This window comes from Bacillus sp. N5-665, from assembly GCF_022637375.2.
Classification (GTDB): Bacteria; Bacillota; Bacilli; order Bacillales; family Bacillaceae_G; genus Bacillus_A; species Bacillus_A wiedmannii.
This window is the reverse complement of the sequence record NZ_CP093325.1, coordinates 2,723,852-2,741,527: the sequence shown is the minus strand read 5'-3', so window position 1 is coordinate 2,741,527 and position 17,676 is coordinate 2,723,852. Positions and strand designations below refer to the sequence as shown.

Annotated in this window: 21 protein-coding genes and 1 pseudogene; 4 read left to right on the top strand and 18 right to left on the bottom strand. The window is 34.7% G+C overall.

Annotated features, from left to right (window positions below):
• Positions 1–46: 46 nt before the first annotated feature.
• From lpdA to MNO09_RS16695, 7 genes and pseudogenes are all read right to left on the bottom strand, one after another.
• Positions 47–1,427: pseudogene (gene lpdA, locus MNO09_RS16725) on the bottom strand (dihydrolipoyl dehydrogenase).
• 15 nt (positions 1,428–1,442) lie between these two features.
• Positions 1,443–2,642 (bottom strand): dihydrolipoamide acetyltransferase family protein, encoded by a 1,200-nt coding sequence (locus MNO09_RS16720; RefSeq protein WP_000257796.1) that lies wholly within the window; start codon positions 2,640–2,642, stop codon positions 1,443–1,445.
• A gap of 27 nt (positions 2,643–2,669) precedes the next feature.
• Positions 2,670–3,704, bottom strand: a complete 1,035-nt coding sequence (gene acoB / locus MNO09_RS16715; protein WP_000198910.1) for an acetoin:2,6-dichlorophenolindophenol oxidoreductase subunit beta — start codon at positions 3,702–3,704, stop codon at positions 2,670–2,672.
• Between the two features lie 17 nt (positions 3,705–3,721).
• A complete protein-coding gene (gene acoA, locus MNO09_RS16710) occupies positions 3,722–4,720 on the bottom strand; it encodes an acetoin:2,6-dichlorophenolindophenol oxidoreductase subunit alpha (protein WP_000921268.1) in 999 nt (332 codons plus the stop codon).
• Between the two features lie 169 nt (positions 4,721–4,889).
• Positions 4,890–5,369 (bottom strand): DinB family protein, encoded by a 480-nt coding sequence (locus tag MNO09_RS16705; protein WP_000233780.1) that lies wholly within the window; start codon positions 5,367–5,369, stop codon positions 4,890–4,892.
• Between the two features lie 41 nt (positions 5,370–5,410).
• Entirely contained in the window at positions 5,411–6,607 is a 1,197-nt protein-coding gene (locus tag MNO09_RS16700; RefSeq protein WP_000664571.1) for an MFS transporter, read from the bottom strand.
• 123 nt (positions 6,608–6,730) lie between these two features.
• Positions 6,731–7,690 (bottom strand): helix-turn-helix domain-containing protein, encoded by a 960-nt coding sequence (locus MNO09_RS16695; protein ID WP_241950194.1) that lies wholly within the window; start codon positions 7,688–7,690, stop codon positions 6,731–6,733.
• A 135-nt stretch (positions 7,691–7,825) separates the two neighbouring features.
• On the opposite strand from MNO09_RS16695, the gene MNO09_RS16690 reads away from it, so the two are divergent.
• Together MNO09_RS16690 and MNO09_RS16685 are read left to right on the top strand one after the other, a co-directional pair.
• Entirely contained in the window at positions 7,826–8,671 is an 846-nt protein-coding gene (locus tag MNO09_RS16690; RefSeq protein WP_217993423.1) for an oxidoreductase, read from the top strand.
• Between the two features lie 41 nt (positions 8,672–8,712).
• The gene (locus MNO09_RS16685) at positions 8,713–9,231 is read left to right on the top strand and encodes a GrpB family protein (protein ID WP_000901169.1); all 519 of its coding nucleotides are present in this window, start codon (positions 8,713–8,715) and stop codon (positions 9,229–9,231) included.
• Between the two features lie 26 nt (positions 9,232–9,257).
• On the opposite strand, the gene MNO09_RS16680 is transcribed toward MNO09_RS16685, so the two are convergent.
• The 7 genes from MNO09_RS16680 to MNO09_RS16650 all read right to left on the bottom strand — a co-directional run bounded on the left by MNO09_RS16680 (position 9,258) and on the right by MNO09_RS16650 (position 12,758).
• Positions 9,258–9,854, bottom strand: coding sequence for a uridine kinase family protein (locus tag MNO09_RS16680; protein WP_000523947.1), 597 nt, complete (start codon positions 9,852–9,854; stop codon positions 9,258–9,260).
• 39 nt (positions 9,855–9,893) lie between these two features.
• Positions 9,894–10,274 (bottom strand): DUF4181 domain-containing protein, encoded by a 381-nt coding sequence (locus MNO09_RS16675; protein WP_000267363.1) that lies wholly within the window; start codon positions 10,272–10,274, stop codon positions 9,894–9,896.
• 19 nt (positions 10,275–10,293) lie between these two features.
• On the bottom strand, positions 10,294–10,737 hold the full coding sequence (locus MNO09_RS16670; protein WP_000841907.1) for an NUDIX domain-containing protein: 444 nt from the start codon (positions 10,735–10,737) through the stop codon (positions 10,294–10,296).
• Positions 10,738–10,798: 61 nt separating this feature from the next.
• Positions 10,799–11,161 carry a DUF4181 domain-containing protein gene (locus MNO09_RS16665; protein ID WP_000558206.1) on the bottom strand — a complete coding sequence of 121 codons (363 nt, stop codon included), beginning with the start codon at positions 11,159–11,161 and terminating at the stop codon, positions 10,799–10,801.
• Positions 11,162–11,178: 17 nt separating this feature from the next.
• Positions 11,179–12,015, bottom strand: coding sequence for a PP2C family serine/threonine-protein phosphatase (locus MNO09_RS16660; protein WP_000557587.1), 837 nt, complete (start codon positions 12,013–12,015; stop codon positions 11,179–11,181).
• Positions 11,999–12,484, bottom strand: a complete 486-nt coding sequence (locus tag MNO09_RS16655) for an HIT family protein (protein WP_000367659.1) — start codon at positions 12,482–12,484, stop codon at positions 11,999–12,001. The genes MNO09_RS16660 and MNO09_RS16655 overlap by 17 nt, the downstream gene beginning before the upstream one ends.
• Before the next feature lie 106 nt (positions 12,485–12,590).
• Positions 12,591–12,758: a glycine zipper domain-containing protein gene (locus tag MNO09_RS16650; protein WP_000508399.1), complete on the bottom strand. Its 168-nt coding sequence runs from the start codon at positions 12,756–12,758 to the stop codon at positions 12,591–12,593.
• Positions 12,759–12,975: 217 nt separating this feature from the next.
• On the opposite strand from MNO09_RS16650, the gene MNO09_RS16645 reads away from it, so the two are divergent.
• A complete protein-coding gene (locus MNO09_RS16645) occupies positions 12,976–13,212 on the top strand; it encodes a hypothetical protein (RefSeq protein ID WP_000553347.1) in 237 nt (78 codons plus the stop codon).
• Positions 13,213–13,260: 48 nt separating this feature from the next.
• Here the strand turns inward: MNO09_RS16645 and MNO09_RS16640 are convergent, their stop codons facing one another.
• Both MNO09_RS16640 and MNO09_RS16635 read right to left on the bottom strand, forming a co-directional pair.
• The gene (locus tag MNO09_RS16640; protein ID WP_000095063.1) at positions 13,261–14,097 is read right to left on the bottom strand and encodes an ABC transporter permease; all 837 of its coding nucleotides are present in this window, start codon (positions 14,095–14,097) and stop codon (positions 13,261–13,263) included.
• Entirely contained in the window at positions 14,090–15,295 is a 1,206-nt protein-coding gene (locus MNO09_RS16635; RefSeq protein ID WP_000370615.1) for a quaternary amine ABC transporter ATP-binding protein, read from the bottom strand. Before MNO09_RS16635 ends, MNO09_RS16640 begins: the two co-directional genes overlap by 8 nt.
• A 171-nt stretch (positions 15,296–15,466) precedes the next feature.
• Here MNO09_RS16635 and MNO09_RS16630 point away from each other — a divergent pair, with 171 nt between their 5' ends.
• Positions 15,467–16,324, top strand: a complete 858-nt coding sequence (locus MNO09_RS16630) for a glycine betaine ABC transporter substrate-binding protein (RefSeq protein ID WP_000727304.1) — start codon at positions 15,467–15,469, stop codon at positions 16,322–16,324.
• 44 nt (positions 16,325–16,368) lie between these two features.
• Here the strand turns inward: MNO09_RS16630 and clpP are convergent, their stop codons facing one another.
• On the bottom strand, positions 16,369–16,950 hold the full coding sequence (gene clpP, locus MNO09_RS16625; RefSeq protein ID WP_000991621.1) for an ATP-dependent Clp endopeptidase proteolytic subunit ClpP: 582 nt from the start codon (positions 16,948–16,950) through the stop codon (positions 16,369–16,371).
• Between the two features lie 21 nt (positions 16,951–16,971).
• The gene (locus tag MNO09_RS16620; RefSeq protein ID WP_000337485.1) at positions 16,972–17,658 is read right to left on the bottom strand and encodes an RNA polymerase subunit sigma-70; all 687 of its coding nucleotides are present in this window, start codon (positions 17,656–17,658) and stop codon (positions 16,972–16,974) included.
• Positions 17,659–17,676 lie beyond the last annotated feature (18 nt).

The following is a 17,676-nucleotide window of genomic DNA, read 5'->3' as shown; positions in this document are numbered from 1 at the left end:
CTATTTTCTTATTAATGTAGAGAATAGTGGGTTATTATATTTCTATTTAAGCATGCACAGCATGTCCTACCGCCTGCAATAATGCTTCATGGATTGCTTCAGATAAAGTTGGATGTGCTGCAATATAATCTCTCATAATATCAGCGGTTACTTCTGTATGAATCATCACCGTTCCTTGTCCGATTAGTTCGGTTGCACGAGGACCGATAATAGAAATTCCTACAATTTCTTGATATTTAGGTTCCACAATAACTTTTACTTTCCCCGTTTGTTCTCCAATAATAAGCGCTTTTCCGTTCGCTGTAAAAGGAAATTCTCCAATTAGTATATCCCCAAATTGCTCTCTTGCTCCTTTTTCTGTTAAACCGACACTAGCAATTTCTGGAGCTGTATAAATACAGCGAGGTACAGCATGATAGTTTACTTTCACATCTTCTCCGCTCGCGTGTAATGCTGCTGTCGTTCCTTCATGGAAGGCAACGTGAGCAAGCTGTATTCCACCAATCACATCACCCGCTGCGTAAATATGTGATCTGTTTGTTTGCATATGTTCATTCACAGAAATTCCTTTATTTGAAAATTGAATGCCTGCTTTTTCTAAATCTAATTGTTGTACACGTGGTTTTCGGCCAACAGAAACGAGAACAAATTCCGGATTGGCTTCTTGGATACTTCCTTCATATTCAAATGAAGCCTGCTTCTTATAATTATTTAATCCTTTTAAAGCAGCTCCTGTAAATATTTTCACGTCATCTTTTTCTAGTTTCTCTCTTAAAATATTTGCGATATCTTCATCTTCACCAGGTAATAATTGCGGTGCCATTTCAACAATCGTAACTTTTGTTCCAAGGCGACTATAAATACTTGCAAACTCGCAACCTATTACACCACCGCCAACGATTAATAATGATTTCGGTATATTTTCTAGGGACATTGCATGACTACTATTTAAAATCCACTTCCCATCAAATGGAGCAAAAGGTAATTCAGTCGGTTCTGAACCTGCCGCTATAATGAACTGTTCTCCATCTACTACATCTTCTTTATTACCGTTTGTAACTCGCACACGGTGATCCGTTTCAAATTTCGCTTTACCTTGTATAACTTTTATTTTATTTTTTTTCATTAAATATTGTATTCCTTGGACGAGCTGCGTTACGATTTGTGATTTCCTCACCTGTATTTGCTTCCAATCAATTGATATACTTCCATTGTTAAGTGTAATTCCATAATTATTCGCTTTTCTCACAATGTCATGCACTTCCGCACTTTCTAACAATGATTTTGTAGGCATGCAACCAACATTTAAACAAGTCCCACCAAGATCAGCTTCATCAATAAGAGTGACATCTTTTCCATTTTGAGCCGCAGTAATTGCTGCTACATAACCAAGCAGGTCCGCCTCCAATAACGACTAATTTACTCATTCTCTCACCTTCCCTTTATAAAAGAATTGTTACAGGTTCTTCTAAATAACGTTTAATTGTGCGTAAAAATGCAGCTGCTGGTGCACCATCTAATACACGATGATCGAATGTTAAACTTAAAGGTAATATACTTCCTTTTCTTAATTTTTTCCCTTTATATACTGGAACATGTTCCATTGCCCCAACACCTAAAATACCAGTTTCAGGCGTATTTAATACTGGTGTGAAATATTCAATACCGAAGCTACCTAAATTACTAATTGTAAAGGTTGTTCCTTGCATATCATCACTACTTAAACTACCTTCTCTTGCTTTTTGTGCAACGTTTTTAATTTCTTTAGATAACTCTACTAAAGATAAATTATTAGCAAAGCGAATAGCCGGAACGACTAATCCTTTTTCTAACGCGACTGCCATGCCTAAATGAACATGTTCAAATTGATGAATTGCATCATCTATATAAGCGCTATTCATTTCTTTATGCTCTCTAAGTGCTAATACAACAGCACGAGAAACGAAATCTGTAATGGTTAGTTTGTTATCGTATCGTTTTTGTACAACTTCCGCTATGTCTTTATGTAAAGCAACTAAATCTGTTACATCTACTTTCATTGTTAATGTTAATTGCGCACTATTTTGTAAACTTGCATACATACGTTTTGCAATTGCTTTCCGCATACCAGTAACAGGAATGACTTTACTTTCTTCTTGTTCAAGTACTTCTGGAATTGCAACTCTTTCTTCAAGCGCCTTTAATACGTCTACCTTTGTAATTCTTCCGCCAGGTCCTGTACCAACTAATGCCTTGATATCCAGATTTTCAGACTTTGCAATTTTCTTCGCTACAGGTGAAATTTTGATTCTTTGCTTCGCCACATCTATCGCATATGGTTCTGGATGTTGGACCTTTTTAGGCTCTAGATTCGGTGTTTTTTCTACTACAACTTGTGTACTTTCATTTACTTCTACTTTTTCGTTCGGTTTACCGATATAGCAAATTACAGTACCCGGCGGCACTCCCTCATCTTCACTTACAGCTATATCCAGAACAGTTCCATCCGCCGGTGCTTCTATTTCAGTTTCGATTTTTTCCGAGTTAATACTAGCAATTAGTTCACCTTTTTCTACATTATCACCTGCTTTAATATTCCAGCTCGTAATAATACCTTCTTTCATCGCCATACCTAACTTTGGCATTACAACTTCTACAGCCATAGTTCTCTCTCCCTTCTAATCGTTTCATTACACATGTAATAAAGATTGGTCTCCGATCATTTCTGATACAGTTTCAATTACTTTCTCCGGTGTTGGTAAATATAACTTTTCAAGTGGTGGCGAGAACGGAACTGGTGTATGTGGAGCTGTAATTCGTTTAATAGGTGCATCTAACAAATCGAATCCTTTATCCGCTACAATTGCTGCAATATCCGTTGCGATACTACATCTTGGATTTGCTTCGTCAATAACAATTAGGCGATTCGTTTTTTCAACAGATGCTAAAATCGTATCTTCATCCAGTGGTGATAAAGAACGTGGATCAATTACTTCTACTTCAAGCCCCTTTTTCGATAATTGCTTTGCAGCTGCAAGTGCTGTATGAACTTGTTTTCCAATTGCGACGATTGTTACATCAGAACCTTCACGCTTAATATCTGCTTTCCCTAAAGGAATTGTATAGTACCCTTCTGGTACTTCGCCTTTCATATTGTAAAGTGTTTTATCTTCAAAGAAGATTACTGGATCATCATCTTCAATTGCCGCTAATAATAAGCCTTTTGCGTCATAAGGAGTGGAAGGTACGACAACTTTTATACCTGGAATGCTCGTAAATAACGCATATAAACTTTGTGAATGCTGTGCCGCTGCGCTAAAACCAGCACCATGCATCGTACGTACTGTAACTGGCACTTTCGCTTTACCACCGAACATGTAGCGGAACTTTGCGCCTTGGTTTAACACTTGATCAAGACAACTACCGATAAAATCATTAAACATTAATTCAGCAATCGGACGTAATCCTGTTGCAGCCGCTGCCATCGCCGCTCCCATATAACCAGCTTCAGAAATTGGAGTATCTAAAATACGATTCCGGCCAAATTCTTGTACAAGTCCTTTCGTAACACCGAGTACACCGCCCCATGCTTCATCATCTTGCAAATGATCAACTTGTGCACCGCCTGCAACGTCTTCTCCTATCAAAATTACATTTTTATCACGACGCATTGAAATTTTCATCGCTTCATTAATTGCAGTTGACATACTTACTGTTCTAGTCATTATTTTTCACCCTCCTCTTATTTGTAAGAAACGTATACATCTTTTAATAATTCTTCATCCTCTGGATATGGACTATTTTCACTAAATTCAATCGATCTTTGCACTGCTTCATCTACTGCCTTTTCCATATCGACAAGTTCAGATTCAGTTAATAAAGCTTCATGAATTAAATGCTTACGGAAATTCACAATCGCATCTTTTTCATTTAAATGTTCTTCTTTTTCTTCTGAAGTTTTATATGTTTGCGCTTCACCTTCGAAATGACCGTAATTACGATAGGTCATACATTCAATTATTGTTGGACCACCGCCATTACGTGCGCGCTCCACCGCTTCTTTTGCTGCTTTATATACTGCAAGTAGATCTTTTCCATCCACTTGAACACCCGGAATATTGTAAGCTTTCGCTCGATCTGCAATGGAATCACAACTTGACGCATATTCAAATGTCGTTGCTTCACCGTACCCGTTATTTTCGGCGATAAAAATAACTGGTAACTTCCAAATCGCTGCTAAGTTAACCCCTTCGTGAAATGTCCCTTCATTATTTGCTCCGTCACCAAAGAAGCAAACACTCACATCTTTCGTTCCTTTATATTTAGCTGTTAATGCTGAGCCGCAAGCAAGTGGAAAACCTCCGCCTACAATTCCATTTGCACCAAGCATTCCTTTATTTAAATCGGCAATATGCATGGAACCGCCTTTACCTTTACATAACCCTGTCACTTTCCCGAAAAGTTCAGCCATCATCCCGTTTAAATCACAGCCTTTTGCGATACAATGTCCATGTCCTCTATGCGTACTTGTAATACTGTCACGATCTGTTAAGTGGGCACATACACCAACTGCTACCGCTTCTTCACCTGCGTATAAATGAACGAAACCTGGCAGAACGCCTTGGGCGAATAATTCATGCACCTTATCTTCAAACTTACGAATCTCTAACATTTTTTCATACATCCAACGAGCTTGTTCTTTCGTAATTTCATTCCCTTTACTTTCAGTTGTTTTTAACATGTTCAGCCCTCCTATTTTCTTGTTCATCTTTTATATTGCAAGTACTGTGCCAAATTCTAATCCTTGATTTCATTTGTTTTCTCATTTCTTTCATAATAAAAAAGTGGACAAAATGAGACATATGTCTCGTTTTGTCCACTTTTGTTCACCTAATTTGAGAATTATTATCTTATTCATTCTCAAAACTCTTCTGTAACTTCCGGATGTAAATAATTTGACCAATATGATAAGCGTTATGAGTTGTTACATTCGCTAATATTTCCCACCACTTTGCAGAAACAGGAAATCCAACTACATCACTTTCAACCTTCTCTTCATTTATAAGCTTTTGCCATTGTAACAGTTTCTCTAGTAGTTTTTCTCTCAACTCATCGAAGGTTTGATTATTTGAAAGCATAAAACTTTTGTTATTATCACCAATAGCGGGCACGGCATCCACATTCGATTCTTTGTACCTAGTTTGCCACGTTGAATTCCAATACAGTAAATGTTGTACAATTTCAGCTATACTATTACTCTCTTCATTCGGTTTCCAAAAAGCTTCTCTCTCAGGTAGGTCTTTCACTGCATCTGAAAATGGAATATACCAACTAGGATCGTTTGCATTCGCCAATAATTGATCTGCTAATACATCTTTCACATGTACCACTTTACGTCCCTCCTTTAAAAAGATTCATTTCAAGACAATACTCACTTCTCTAAATACGCTGAGTTTGTAAGATTTCCTCTTTTTAAACGCAATCCCATACATATACATATAAAGAAACCGAACGCACCTAATCCATAAGCAGCTGTATAACCACTTGTTCCAATAATCCAGCCTGCAAGTCCTGGTCCAATCATTTGACCAACTGCATAAAAAACAGATATAAAACTAATTGCCATTGATACATACTTTTGGGATACTTGCTTTGATGCTGCAACTTGTATTAATAAAAGGATACCACCGAGGCTTGAACCCCAAATTATTGCCGATACGATAAAACCCATTATGTTTCCAAAAAGGATTGGTGCCACATCACCTATTACAGCTAAAATAAGTGCAATACATAACGTTTTCTTTATGCCAATCCGATCTGAAATCAATCCCCAGATAGGAGCTCCTACTATTGAAAACATACCGGCAATTGCATAAATGGTTCCTGACATTGCTGCCGAAATACCACTATCAATCATAAAACTAGTTTGATATAAATTCGGAATTAAGTAAACAATTCCCACAATAAAATACATCCATGCAATAACATATAGTTCTTTTGTTTTCCATAAAAACGATTTATGATTCCCTTTTTCCTCATCTTCGGTTACATCAGGATTTTTCAAAATAATTGAAGTGATACATACTACGATACATGTAATAACCCCAAACAAAAACCATACACCACGCCAACTGTACTCAGGAAATGTACGTACTACATAAGGAACAATTATCCCACTAAATAACATACCTATGCCAGCACCGCTTAATAACAGCCCCATTACAGTTCCTCTTTTGTCCGGAAACCATCCTACCGTTATTGACATGAGTGGTGTATATACTAAAGCACTACCAGCTCCAGCACATAGCATACAAATAGCGACTAGCCAAAATGAATAAACAAAGGCTAATCCCAATAAGCTTACAACAACAAGCCAACTCCCTATTAATAAAACGGATTTTGCGCCAAAACGGATAGTAAATATTCCAGATGTTCCTACAGTTAATAAATAGCCTAAAAAAAGTATTGTTCCTAACATACCTGATTGAGCTGTAGATAAATGAAGTCCCTCTTGCATAAATGGCAATATAATTCCATATGCCATACGTGCAAAACCGGTTGTTGTTATAATAAGAAACATCCCTGTTAATACAAATAGCCAAAAATGACTTTCATTCCGCTCTTTCATTTAAATTCCTCCATAAAAAATTATTTCCAATTGGATGTTGTTTGTAATTATAATGACCATTACAAAAAGCAACTACCAAATAACGGAGGAATTTACGGTATAGCGGATTATTCCTGTTTTACGTTAATAAATACGTAAAAGTTTTGATGGATTCATTCCATACTTTTTACGAAATAACTCTGAAAAATGACTGACATTATTGTACCCAACTGCAAATGCCGTTTCGGTCACATTACTATTTCCCGAACGTAGTAAATCTATCGCATGTTCCATACGTTTTTCTCGTAAATATGCAAACGTGGACATCCCAAATAATTCTTTAAATCCAATTTTTAATTTATAATCATTTAATCCTACTATTTTAGCCAATTCTAATAATGATGGGGGTGATTCCATTCGTTGAAGTAAAATTTCTTCAGCCTGTTTTATTTTATTCAAATCCTTTTTTGATAATTGACTCCTTTTATTTGCGTCACAATCATTAAGCAACACTCTCCCAAAATGTATAGAAAGCAATTCGAGCGCTTTACTTTCTAATTCTAGTTGACTAATACAATCCTTTTGGGGATGCTCTATCATACTCTTAATAAGATTAGATGTTATAGAATCAATTGGATTTTGAAACTTTTTAAAAGATTGATTTCCTAATATAGAATGAAAATCAAGACTTTTTTCAATAGCATTATTCATCATGAAATGATTAAATAATTGTACAGGAATCCCAATTGCCAATGAATATAGAGGCCTTTCTTTTTCATATTCAAATAACACATCAAAATCATTCATAAAATATAAATAGCTATTGCCAGACATTAATTCATACGATGTATGACCAATTTGCACTTCCCCAGATCCTTGTAAACAAAAATTAAGTTCCACCATTGCTGCATCAGATGCAAACTGAATGCGATAATTATTATGAAATTGATAATTTGAAAACACAATTTCCATTCCAGAAAACGAGGTCCATCTTCGCACATCACCCTTACCTATTGTTTTTGGCACATTCATATATCTTTCTTCTACAACTTGTAACCCATGAAAATATTTATGAAAAATATCATGAAAACCGTTAGTCTCCATGAAATCCACACTCCTTTTATGTGAAAACTAAATTTAATTGATAACCATTTTCAATTATAACAAATATCTTTATACATTAAATAGCTTTTCCCTTTATAACTCGTTATGATAAAAGAAAAAGAAAGCGAGCGACCAATGAATAAAAAAATCGCGATTATTACAGGCGCATCAAGTGGATTCGGACTATTAACGACACTTGAACTAGCAAAAAAAGACTATATTGTCATTGCTACAATGCGAAACCTTGAAAAACAAGTAAACTTACTATCTCATGCTACCAAACTCAATTTACAACAAAATATAAGAGTTCAACAATTAGATGTAACAGATCAAAGTTCTATACATAACTTCCAATTATTTTTAAAAGAAATAAACAGAGTAGATCTTCTCATTAATAATGCAGGATATGCAAATGGGGGCTTTGTAGAAGAAATTCCAGTAGAGGAATACCGTAAACAATTTGAAACGAACCTTTTTGGTGCTATTTCAATCACTCAACTTGTTTTACCTTATATGAGAGAACAAAAAAGTGGAAAAATCATAAATATAAGCAGCATTAGTGGTCAAGTTGGATTCCCTGGTCTATCCCCTTACGTTTCTTCAAAATATGCGTTAGAAGGCTGGAGTGAATCACTTCGTTTAGAAGTAAAACCGTTCGGAATAGATGTTGCTTTAATTGAACCTGGTTCTTATAACACAAATATTTGGGAAGTTAGTAAACAACTAGCTACAAACCAATCTGATACACCTTCTCCTTACAAAGAATATATGGATAAAATACAAAAACATATTAATAGCGGCAGTGATACATTTGGTAATCCGATAGATGTTGCTAATAAAATTGTAGAAATTGCTGAATCTAAGCGTACGAAATTACGATATCCGATTGGAAAAGGTGTAAAATTTATGATCTTTGCGAAGAAGATTCTTCCTTGGAGATTGTTGGAATACCTTGTTTTGAGAAGCTTTAAGAAAATGTAGTTTACTTTTTTGATAAACATTTTGAAAGAGGTGCTAATCAAATGTTAGGTTTACCGTTTGGAAAAGTGTTTTTAGTTCCATGGACTGAAGAATGGCAAATTGAGTTTATGAAAGAAAAACAACTCATTGAAGAACAAATTGGCAAACATATTTTAGCGATACACCATATTGGTAGTACCTCTATTCCACATTTAAGTGCAAAGCCAATTATTGATATTGCAATCGAATTAGAAAATTATACGGACGGTTTAAAATGTATAAACAAGTTAGAACTACTAAACTATAAATACAGAAAAGATGTACTGCCTGAACGATACTATTTTAATAAAGGAGAGCCAAGAACTCATCAAATTCATATGTATGAACAAGGAAACACATATTTAATAGAACAATTACAATTCAGAGATTACTTAATTGACAACAAAACTTCTCGTATACAGTATGAACAGTTAAAGGTTCAACTTTCACAAGCTAATCCTAATGATAAACATCAATATGCAGAGGATAAAACAAATTTCGTTACATCCATTTTAGCTAAAATAAATGATAAATTTAAATAAGAAACCATTTACTACTCAATGGTTTCTTATTTATTAGTTAACTCTTGATTTGTACCATCAATTATAAAATCTGCAAATTCATGTGGTTTATGACTTTCTACATACATATCTTCAGCAACCATCCAATTGTTTTCCCACATATCACGTGCTGTTTCGCCATCTCTAGCAATCCCTCTTTTTATACGTGTTTCACGAGGACAATTCACCCATATTTTCAAATCATACATCTCCGCCAGTTCCTGACGTGCTGCATATACACCTTCTATAATAACAATTCCGATTGCAGGGACAGTATGAGTTTCTGCTAAAGAATCCGTTTCCCAATCGTAACGTTTATAACATCCTTCAATGCCATTACTAATCGGATCTAAAACTTCTTGTAAAAGGCGTTTCCAATCAAAATCTGCACCAATCGATTTATTCATAGGATGTTCATTTATAATTTGTGAGGATGGTAAATAAAAATCATCCATATGAACAATTGTTACAGTTGAAAACTTACTTTTTATTTTATTAGCTAACGTACTTTTTCCTGCGCCGCCACAACCATCAATACCTATTATTAGTAGTGATTGCTCTACAGACTTCACTCGAATTTGTTCTAATATTTTATTTAACCCCAAACTATTTCATCCCCTCGTTTTATATCTATAGACTTACTTTTACGCTGAAATCGGATCGAAGTAAAGTAGCAATGAAATCATAACTACAAATGCAAGTAAACCGATTGTTGAAAGGATGTATTCTTTCGATTCTCTATCAAATTTCCACTCCATCCATGCGCGTAACGTCCATAACGTTGCAAAAAAAATGAAAAAGGCATACCCTATGTTTGCATTTTCATCGCTATTAACATAAATCATACTACTTACAAAATAAATAATAAACAATACAATTTCCAATTTTACATGCAAGCTATTTACATACTTATATCCAAAGAAACCTCTCTTCTCCATATTCAACTTTCTTCTTAAAAACTGCTCTAAAAAATATCCGCCTATAGCAATTCCTATAATTATTATCCAAACAGAAGAATTCCACATGTTCAATCCCCTCCTATTACTACGTTGCATTATTTAAAATAAAGTGGATTACATGACAGTTATCCTTTTGTGAATAACTTACAATCCCTTCAGGGCATGTTGGCTTCGTTTTTAATTCTTCTATACTTTTCCATATTAATATAATATCCACATGTTCTTTATGTCTTATTTCATTGGTAATTATCGCTTCAACAGTTCCCCAATGTAGCAATGTACAGTGATGTCCTTTTTCATTCTTCCACTCAAAAATATGCTCACTTACAATTGCTAACTTTTGAACATCAACTTTCAAATCATATTCTTCCATCAACTCCCGCATTATTGCTTCTTGTGCCATCTCGCCAAATTCAATAGAACCTCCTGGAAAACGATAAAATGTTTCTCTTAAATCACATTGTACAAGTACTTTAGAATGATCTTCATTTAAAATCATTACTTCAGCACGTAATCGAGGACTTTTCATTTCTTCTCTGCCTATAATTGCTCATTTTATGATATTGCCATAGTGTCTTAATCAATACGTATTAAATAAGGAAATATAGAATTATCCCCGTTATCAATAGTGATACAACTCCGCCTAAGGACATCAAAAACTCCCTTGATTCTCTATCATATTTCCATTCCATATATGATTCGAAACTATACAACGTAATTAAAAAGAGAAAGGGTAGGAAGCCCATGTATAGAGGGTTCGAAAGAGAAGAGCATATAATTATAACTACTATATACGAAAAAATAATAATCCTGTTTCCCCATTTATGCAGCTTATTTACATATTTATTATTCCATCCTTTTTGTTTCGGTATATTTAGCCTTTTTCTCACTATATTTTCTAAAACAAATAAGAATATGATCCATAAAACTAATACAATTACTTTCACATGCATTAGAGAGATCACCTCCTTTATCTTATCGTCTGGATTTTCTCCGGCTGATCACTCGGATACGTAGTACTCATTTTGTTCTCTACGTCCCAACTAATAATAGTCGCACTATCTCTCCCTAATTGCTGATGAACGTGTTCTAAAACATTATGAACATTTTCTTTTAGTTCTACATTACTTCCGTTCATATCGTTATACAGATTCAATGGTGTTTCATAATGACGTTCCCCGCATTCTAATACTCCATCTGTAACCATTACAATTCGATTCTTTCCAGCACGTAATTCACGAATTCCTGTTGAATAGCAAGGGACTGGTAAAGTGAAAGTGTTTACATTTCCGATCCATTCGTAAAAATGACGTTGATTTAATGCATATTGTCCTAACTTATGTAACTCTTCATGAAATACATAAATGAGGCAATCGCCAATAGACAACCACCATATATAATTTTCTTTTCTTACACATATTAAGCAAGCTGTTTCACCTTTAATGCTTTGGCACTTTTCCTTAAATGAAGAGGATTGAAAAATTGTAAGTAGATGATTTTCAACAGATCGAAATACTGTATCAATCGATTCATTCATCATTACTTTTATATTTTCATATTCCTTTTGGATTGTATTTACTACTAAATCAACACTTTCCGCACTATTATGTCCATCTAAAATAGCTGCAAATTCCCAATCACCATTTGACCAAACTAACGCACCATCTTCATTCTTTTTTGCTCCAGCACTTATATTCCCGCCATATGCACCGAGTGCGATATCACCATATTGTTTTACTGAAACTTCGTCTAAACACATCTTCTTATTTCCAACCCATGAGTATTGTCTATTATTTGTTGTATGCATATTCACTCACCATATACTTTCGTATTCTTTCGCATAGTTTTTTGATTTTCTCTGCGTCACCATATGGCGCACCAGTCCATTTCGCTACTTCAGTTGGTGACCAAAACTCTTTGGGTGTATTTGGATAACGCGGTATGATGTGCATATGCATATGTGGTACACCATTCCCTGAAACAAAAGTGTAAATATGTTCTGCACCTTCACTTTCTTTTAGCGCTTTACTTACTCTACTTGTTATAAGTCCGAACGCTTTTGCTTCTTCATCTGCTAGTTCGGCAAGGCCAGGTACATGTCTTTTTATATCTATCATTACATAACCAAGGTATATTTCTTCACTATCCCAGTGGACATGTCCTACGTAAACGAGTTCATCTTCGTAAATAGCTCCACCTGGAACTATTATGTTTCCTCTATGTTTTTCGCAAATAAAGCAGTTTTGTTCTACTTGATTGTTTGTTGACATATCCATCACCAGCCTTTTTATTTATAATATCATAAAAAAAGGAAAAACAGGATTTATATTCCGAAAATTCATTCTTTTAACGAAGCGATTTTTCAAATAAATTTACAACTCACTATTTCTTCAAAAACGCAATCCCAATTACAATTCCAATCACAATTCCGATTACTAAATTATTAGTAAAGAACCCTTGAAACACACCAATTACAACCCCTATACCGACACCTATCGCCAATGCATCATTTCTTTTTTTATTTTTAGCCAAAATTGCATCGCCTCCCATCGTTTCTCCCTAAATAACATACACTTACTTGAATGTATTAATATATTCACTATCTCACTTGAATATTTCCCCAAAATATACTTTAACTTCATATATAACATTTTCCATTTTCTGTACATAATCCTTTTATCATAATAAAATTTCAAGTAACCACTAATTATACATAGGCATTTACTATAAGAAAGCTTCGTAATTAATTGAAGGAGGAAAGATTTAAATGCATCCTCACTGGAATCCAAATATAAATCAACAATATGTGTATTCCCCCCATCCCGTAAGAAATACACTGCATCATGATTCACAATATATGATGCAGCGTATCGCAAGTCTTGAAAGTCAATTAGCGAAATTAATCTCATTAATCGAAGAGAATAATCATTTAATTAAATCAATGGAACAACAACAAAACCATGTTTATGCACCAGCTGGCGGTTCTGTTATCGTTCGTATGTAATTTTTTGAACAAAAAAACACACTTTGTATAATAAAGTGTGTTTTTCTTTTATCTTCTTTTTTGATGAAATCCTTGTGTAATACGGTCTAATATAATCGCAATGACAACAATAGCTAGTCCGGCTTCAAATCCCATTCCGATATTAACTTGTGTTACAGAGCGGTATACATCAACTCCAAGACCTGGTGCTCCTACAAGAGATGCTGTTACTACCATAGATAAAGAAAGCATAATGCTTTGGTTCACACCAGCCATGATCGTTCCAGTTGCAAGTGGTAATTGTACTTTAAATAATTTTTGTGATGCGGTAGAGCCAAACGCATTCGCTGCTTCAATTAAATCTTCTGGAACTTGTCTAATTCCTAAGTCAGTAAAACGAATTGTCGGTGGCATTGCAAAGATTACTGATGCGATAATCCCAGGTACAACACCTACTCCAAAAAATGTAATCGCAGGAATAAGATATACGAAAGCCGGCATTGTTTGCATAAAATCTAATGTCGGTTTTAAAAATTTTGAAAAACGTTCATTTTGAGAAGCTAAAATTCCGATTGGGATTCCTACAATGATTGAAATAATAACAGACGTAAGTACAAGTGCTAATGTTTGCATCGTCTGTGCCCAGTAGTTAATATTTAAAATAAATAATAAACCGATGAGTGTAAAAACAATTAAAGATACTTTTCTCGTTGTGTACCAAATGAGGAAACAAAGGATAATAATCATCAATATAGCTGGTATTATTGTTAAAAAATTAGCGAGTAAATCAACGAATCCACCGATAATATAAGAGAATCCTCGGAATAAGCCTTCAAGGTGCTCATATAAACTTGCAACAAATGAATCGACCCATTCCCCTAATGGAATACGTGGTATACTACTCATCGTCTTTCACCTCTTCCTCAATATTACCTGCAAGAGCTTGAATGACACTTTCGCGTTTAATAATTCCTCTTAGCCTTTTCTTCTCATCAATTACGGGTAACGGATATTTCATCTCCGCCATTTTTGCATATGTTTCTTCCAGTAAAGTATCTAAATACACGTGCGGAATATCGTTAAGTAATAAATCAGCAATTGGCCATTGTTTTTGAACGGCTTTACTCGCATCATCCGCAGTTAATATACCTAAAAATTCATATTTTTTATTTACAACATATACAGTTGAAACACCTGCATTCCTCATAATTTGAAGTGCTACACGCGGTCCACGATCAATTAGTAAAGTCTCTGGTCGTTTTAATATAGATTCCGCCGTAATTACTTTTCCTAAATTTACGTCCGCAACAAATTTCTCAACAAATTCATTGGCAGGGCTCATCATAATTTCTTCCGGCGTTCCAATTTGAACAATCTCTCCATCTTTCATTAACGCAATCCGATCACCAATTCGAAGCGCTTCATCTAAATCATGTGTAATAAATATAATTGTTTTCTCCATTTTATCTTGTAGCTCTAACAATTCATCTTGCATTTCTTTGCGAATCAGTGGATCTAAAGCACTAAATGACTCATCCATTAACAATACATCTGGATTATTTGTTAATGCCCTTGCAATTCCAACACGCTGCTGCATACCGCCACTAAGTTGACTAGGATAATTATCTTTATGATGATCAAGTCCTACTAACTGTAGCGATTCTAATGCTTTATTCTCCCGTTCCTCTACTTGAACTCCTTGTATCTCTAACCCGTACGCAACATTTTGTATCACTGTACGATGTGGAAATAAAGCGAACTTTTGAAACACCATACTCATCTTCGTTCTTCTCACTCTTCGCAACTCTTCTTTTCCCATAGTTGCGATATCTTCACCATCTATGTATATATGCCCTGCTGTTGGTTTAATTAATTGGTTTAACATCCGAACTAACGTAGATTTCCCACTACCAGACAAACCCATAATAACGAAAATCTCTCCAGTATATACTTCAAAGGTTGCCTTTTTTACACCAACGTTCATTCCTGTCTCTTTCAAAATTTCCGATTTGCTTTTTCCTTCTTTTAATAAAGACAGCGCTCTTTGCGGGTGTTTCCCAAATACTTTTGTTACGTTTTCAACACGCACCTTTGTATTATCCATGTCACTACTCCTTTTCTACCCATCTATTCATATAGTGTTGCGATTTTGCAAAGAAATATTACATAAAAATGACATTCATAAGATTTCTTTAAAATTCTCGTTTCCGTTCATAATAAGAATGCTTACTTATACATTTATTTAAAAAGGCAAACGTTTCTTAGGAGGGTTTCGATGAAAAAGAAAATATGGCTTATATGCCTTGCATTATTTATTACTATGATTTTCTCTTCATGTAATGCAACAAATGCAAATTCGAAAGGGAAAATTAAACTTGGTGTAACAAGTTGGAAAGAAAACATTGCAACGGCAAACATGTGGAAAGTTCTATTAGAACAAAAAGGCTACAAAGTTGAGCTCATGTATTTAGAAAAAGCTGCAATTTGGACTGGCGTTGCTCGCGGTGATGTGGATGCGAATTTAGAAGTATGGCTACCTGTTACGGATAAACCGCTAAATGCTCGTTATAAAGATGATATTGTCTTAAAATCAAAATGGTATGAAGGTACTGGACTTGGCCTTGTCGTCCCTTCTTATGTGAAAAACATAAACAGTATCGAAGATTTAAATGCTCATAAAGATGAACTAGATAATAAAATTGTCGGTATCGAACCCGGTAGTAGTCTTATGAATTTAACGAATAAAGCGATGAAGGAATATGATATAAAATTAAAACTTGTCCAATCCTCAGAAGCTGCGATGATGAGTGAACTAAAGAAAGCATATACGAAAAAGAAACCAATCGCTGTTACGCTTTGGAATCCACATTGGGGCTTTTCAGAATTTGACTTAAAATATTTAAAAGACCCTAAGAAAGTATATGGTGAAAAAGATGACATTTATTACTCTGTTCGTAAAGGTTTCGAAAAAGATCACCCGGATGTTATAAAATACTTTGATAAATGGAAAATGAATGATGAGCAGCTTGGTACATTAATGGTCATGTTAAATAAAACGAAAGACCCTGAAGAAGCGGCGCGCAAATGGATTGAAAAGAATCAAGCGCTAGTTGATGAATGGGTAAAAGATTAATAAAACAGGCTAGAGGATATGCTATTCCTCTAGCCTGTTTTATCTTATTTTTTCGTAACAACATCATCTACAATCCCATATTCTTTCGCTTCTTCAGCAGTCATAAAATAATCTCTTTCTGTATCATGTGCTACTCTTTCAATTGATTGCCCCGTTTTTTCTGCAATCATTTTATTAATATCACGCTTTAACTTTAGTATTCTTTTCGCTGTTATTTCAATTTCTGTTGCCTGGCCTTGCGCACCACCAAGTGGCTGATGAATCATAATTTCACTGTTAGGGAGCGCAAACCGTTTTCCTTTTGCACCTGATAATAATAACAATGCACCAAATGATGCTGCAAATCCCATGCATAGCGTTTGTACATCTGGTTTAATGAGATTCATCGTATCTAATATGGCAAAACCCGCTGTTGTTGAACCACCTGGGCTATTGATGTATAAATATATATCTTTCTCTGCATCTTCCGCTTCTAAAAATAATAATTGAGCTACGACACTACTCGCTACTTGATCATTTATTTCTGAACCGATAATAATAATGCGATCTTTTAATAACCTTGAATATATATCATAGGAACGTTCTCCTAATTTCGTTTGTTCTACTACATATGGAATTGCATTCATTTTAAATCCCTCCAATAATTGTTATGCCGCACAAAGCATACAACTGTAAGAAGAAGGGTTTTTCGCATAAAACAATAAGACTGGCTGTATAGATGGTAACTTAGTAAAATCTATTGTCGGAAGGAGTTTCGTTAATAATTCTGGTCTCTCCTCACGAATAGACGTTACTACAACTTCAATATCATCTGTGAATTCGACAATCTCTATCCCTTCTTCGCTTACAGTTTTCAGCCTATTTCTACTCCGAAATAAAGAAGCTTTCACTGCACCTTCTGATACGGAACATACTTTAGCAATATCAGCTATACTATATTGAAACACATCTTTTAATAGTAAAATTGCGGATTGCTGTACATTTAATGACGATAATACTTTCCCTACCATTTCATGCAAATCTGCAATGTTCTCTTGTGGGGCATCAAAAATAATTTGTTCCTTTATTTTTTCATGAACTGATTTTGATTTCATCTGGTCTATCCAGCGATTTCTAGCTATTTTATATACAAGCGTCATACAAATATCTTTATTACTATATTTTTGAAGAACTTTACAAACTGTTTCTTGGGCAAGATCTTCGCCGTCCCATTTATTTTTCGTTAAAAATGTACAATACCTTTTCAATTCTCCATATTGCTCAATTAAAAAGTTTATATTTGAATGATTCATATCGATATGATTCTTTAAAATATGAGTTACTTTTGTGCACAAAATAACCACTCCTTTTCA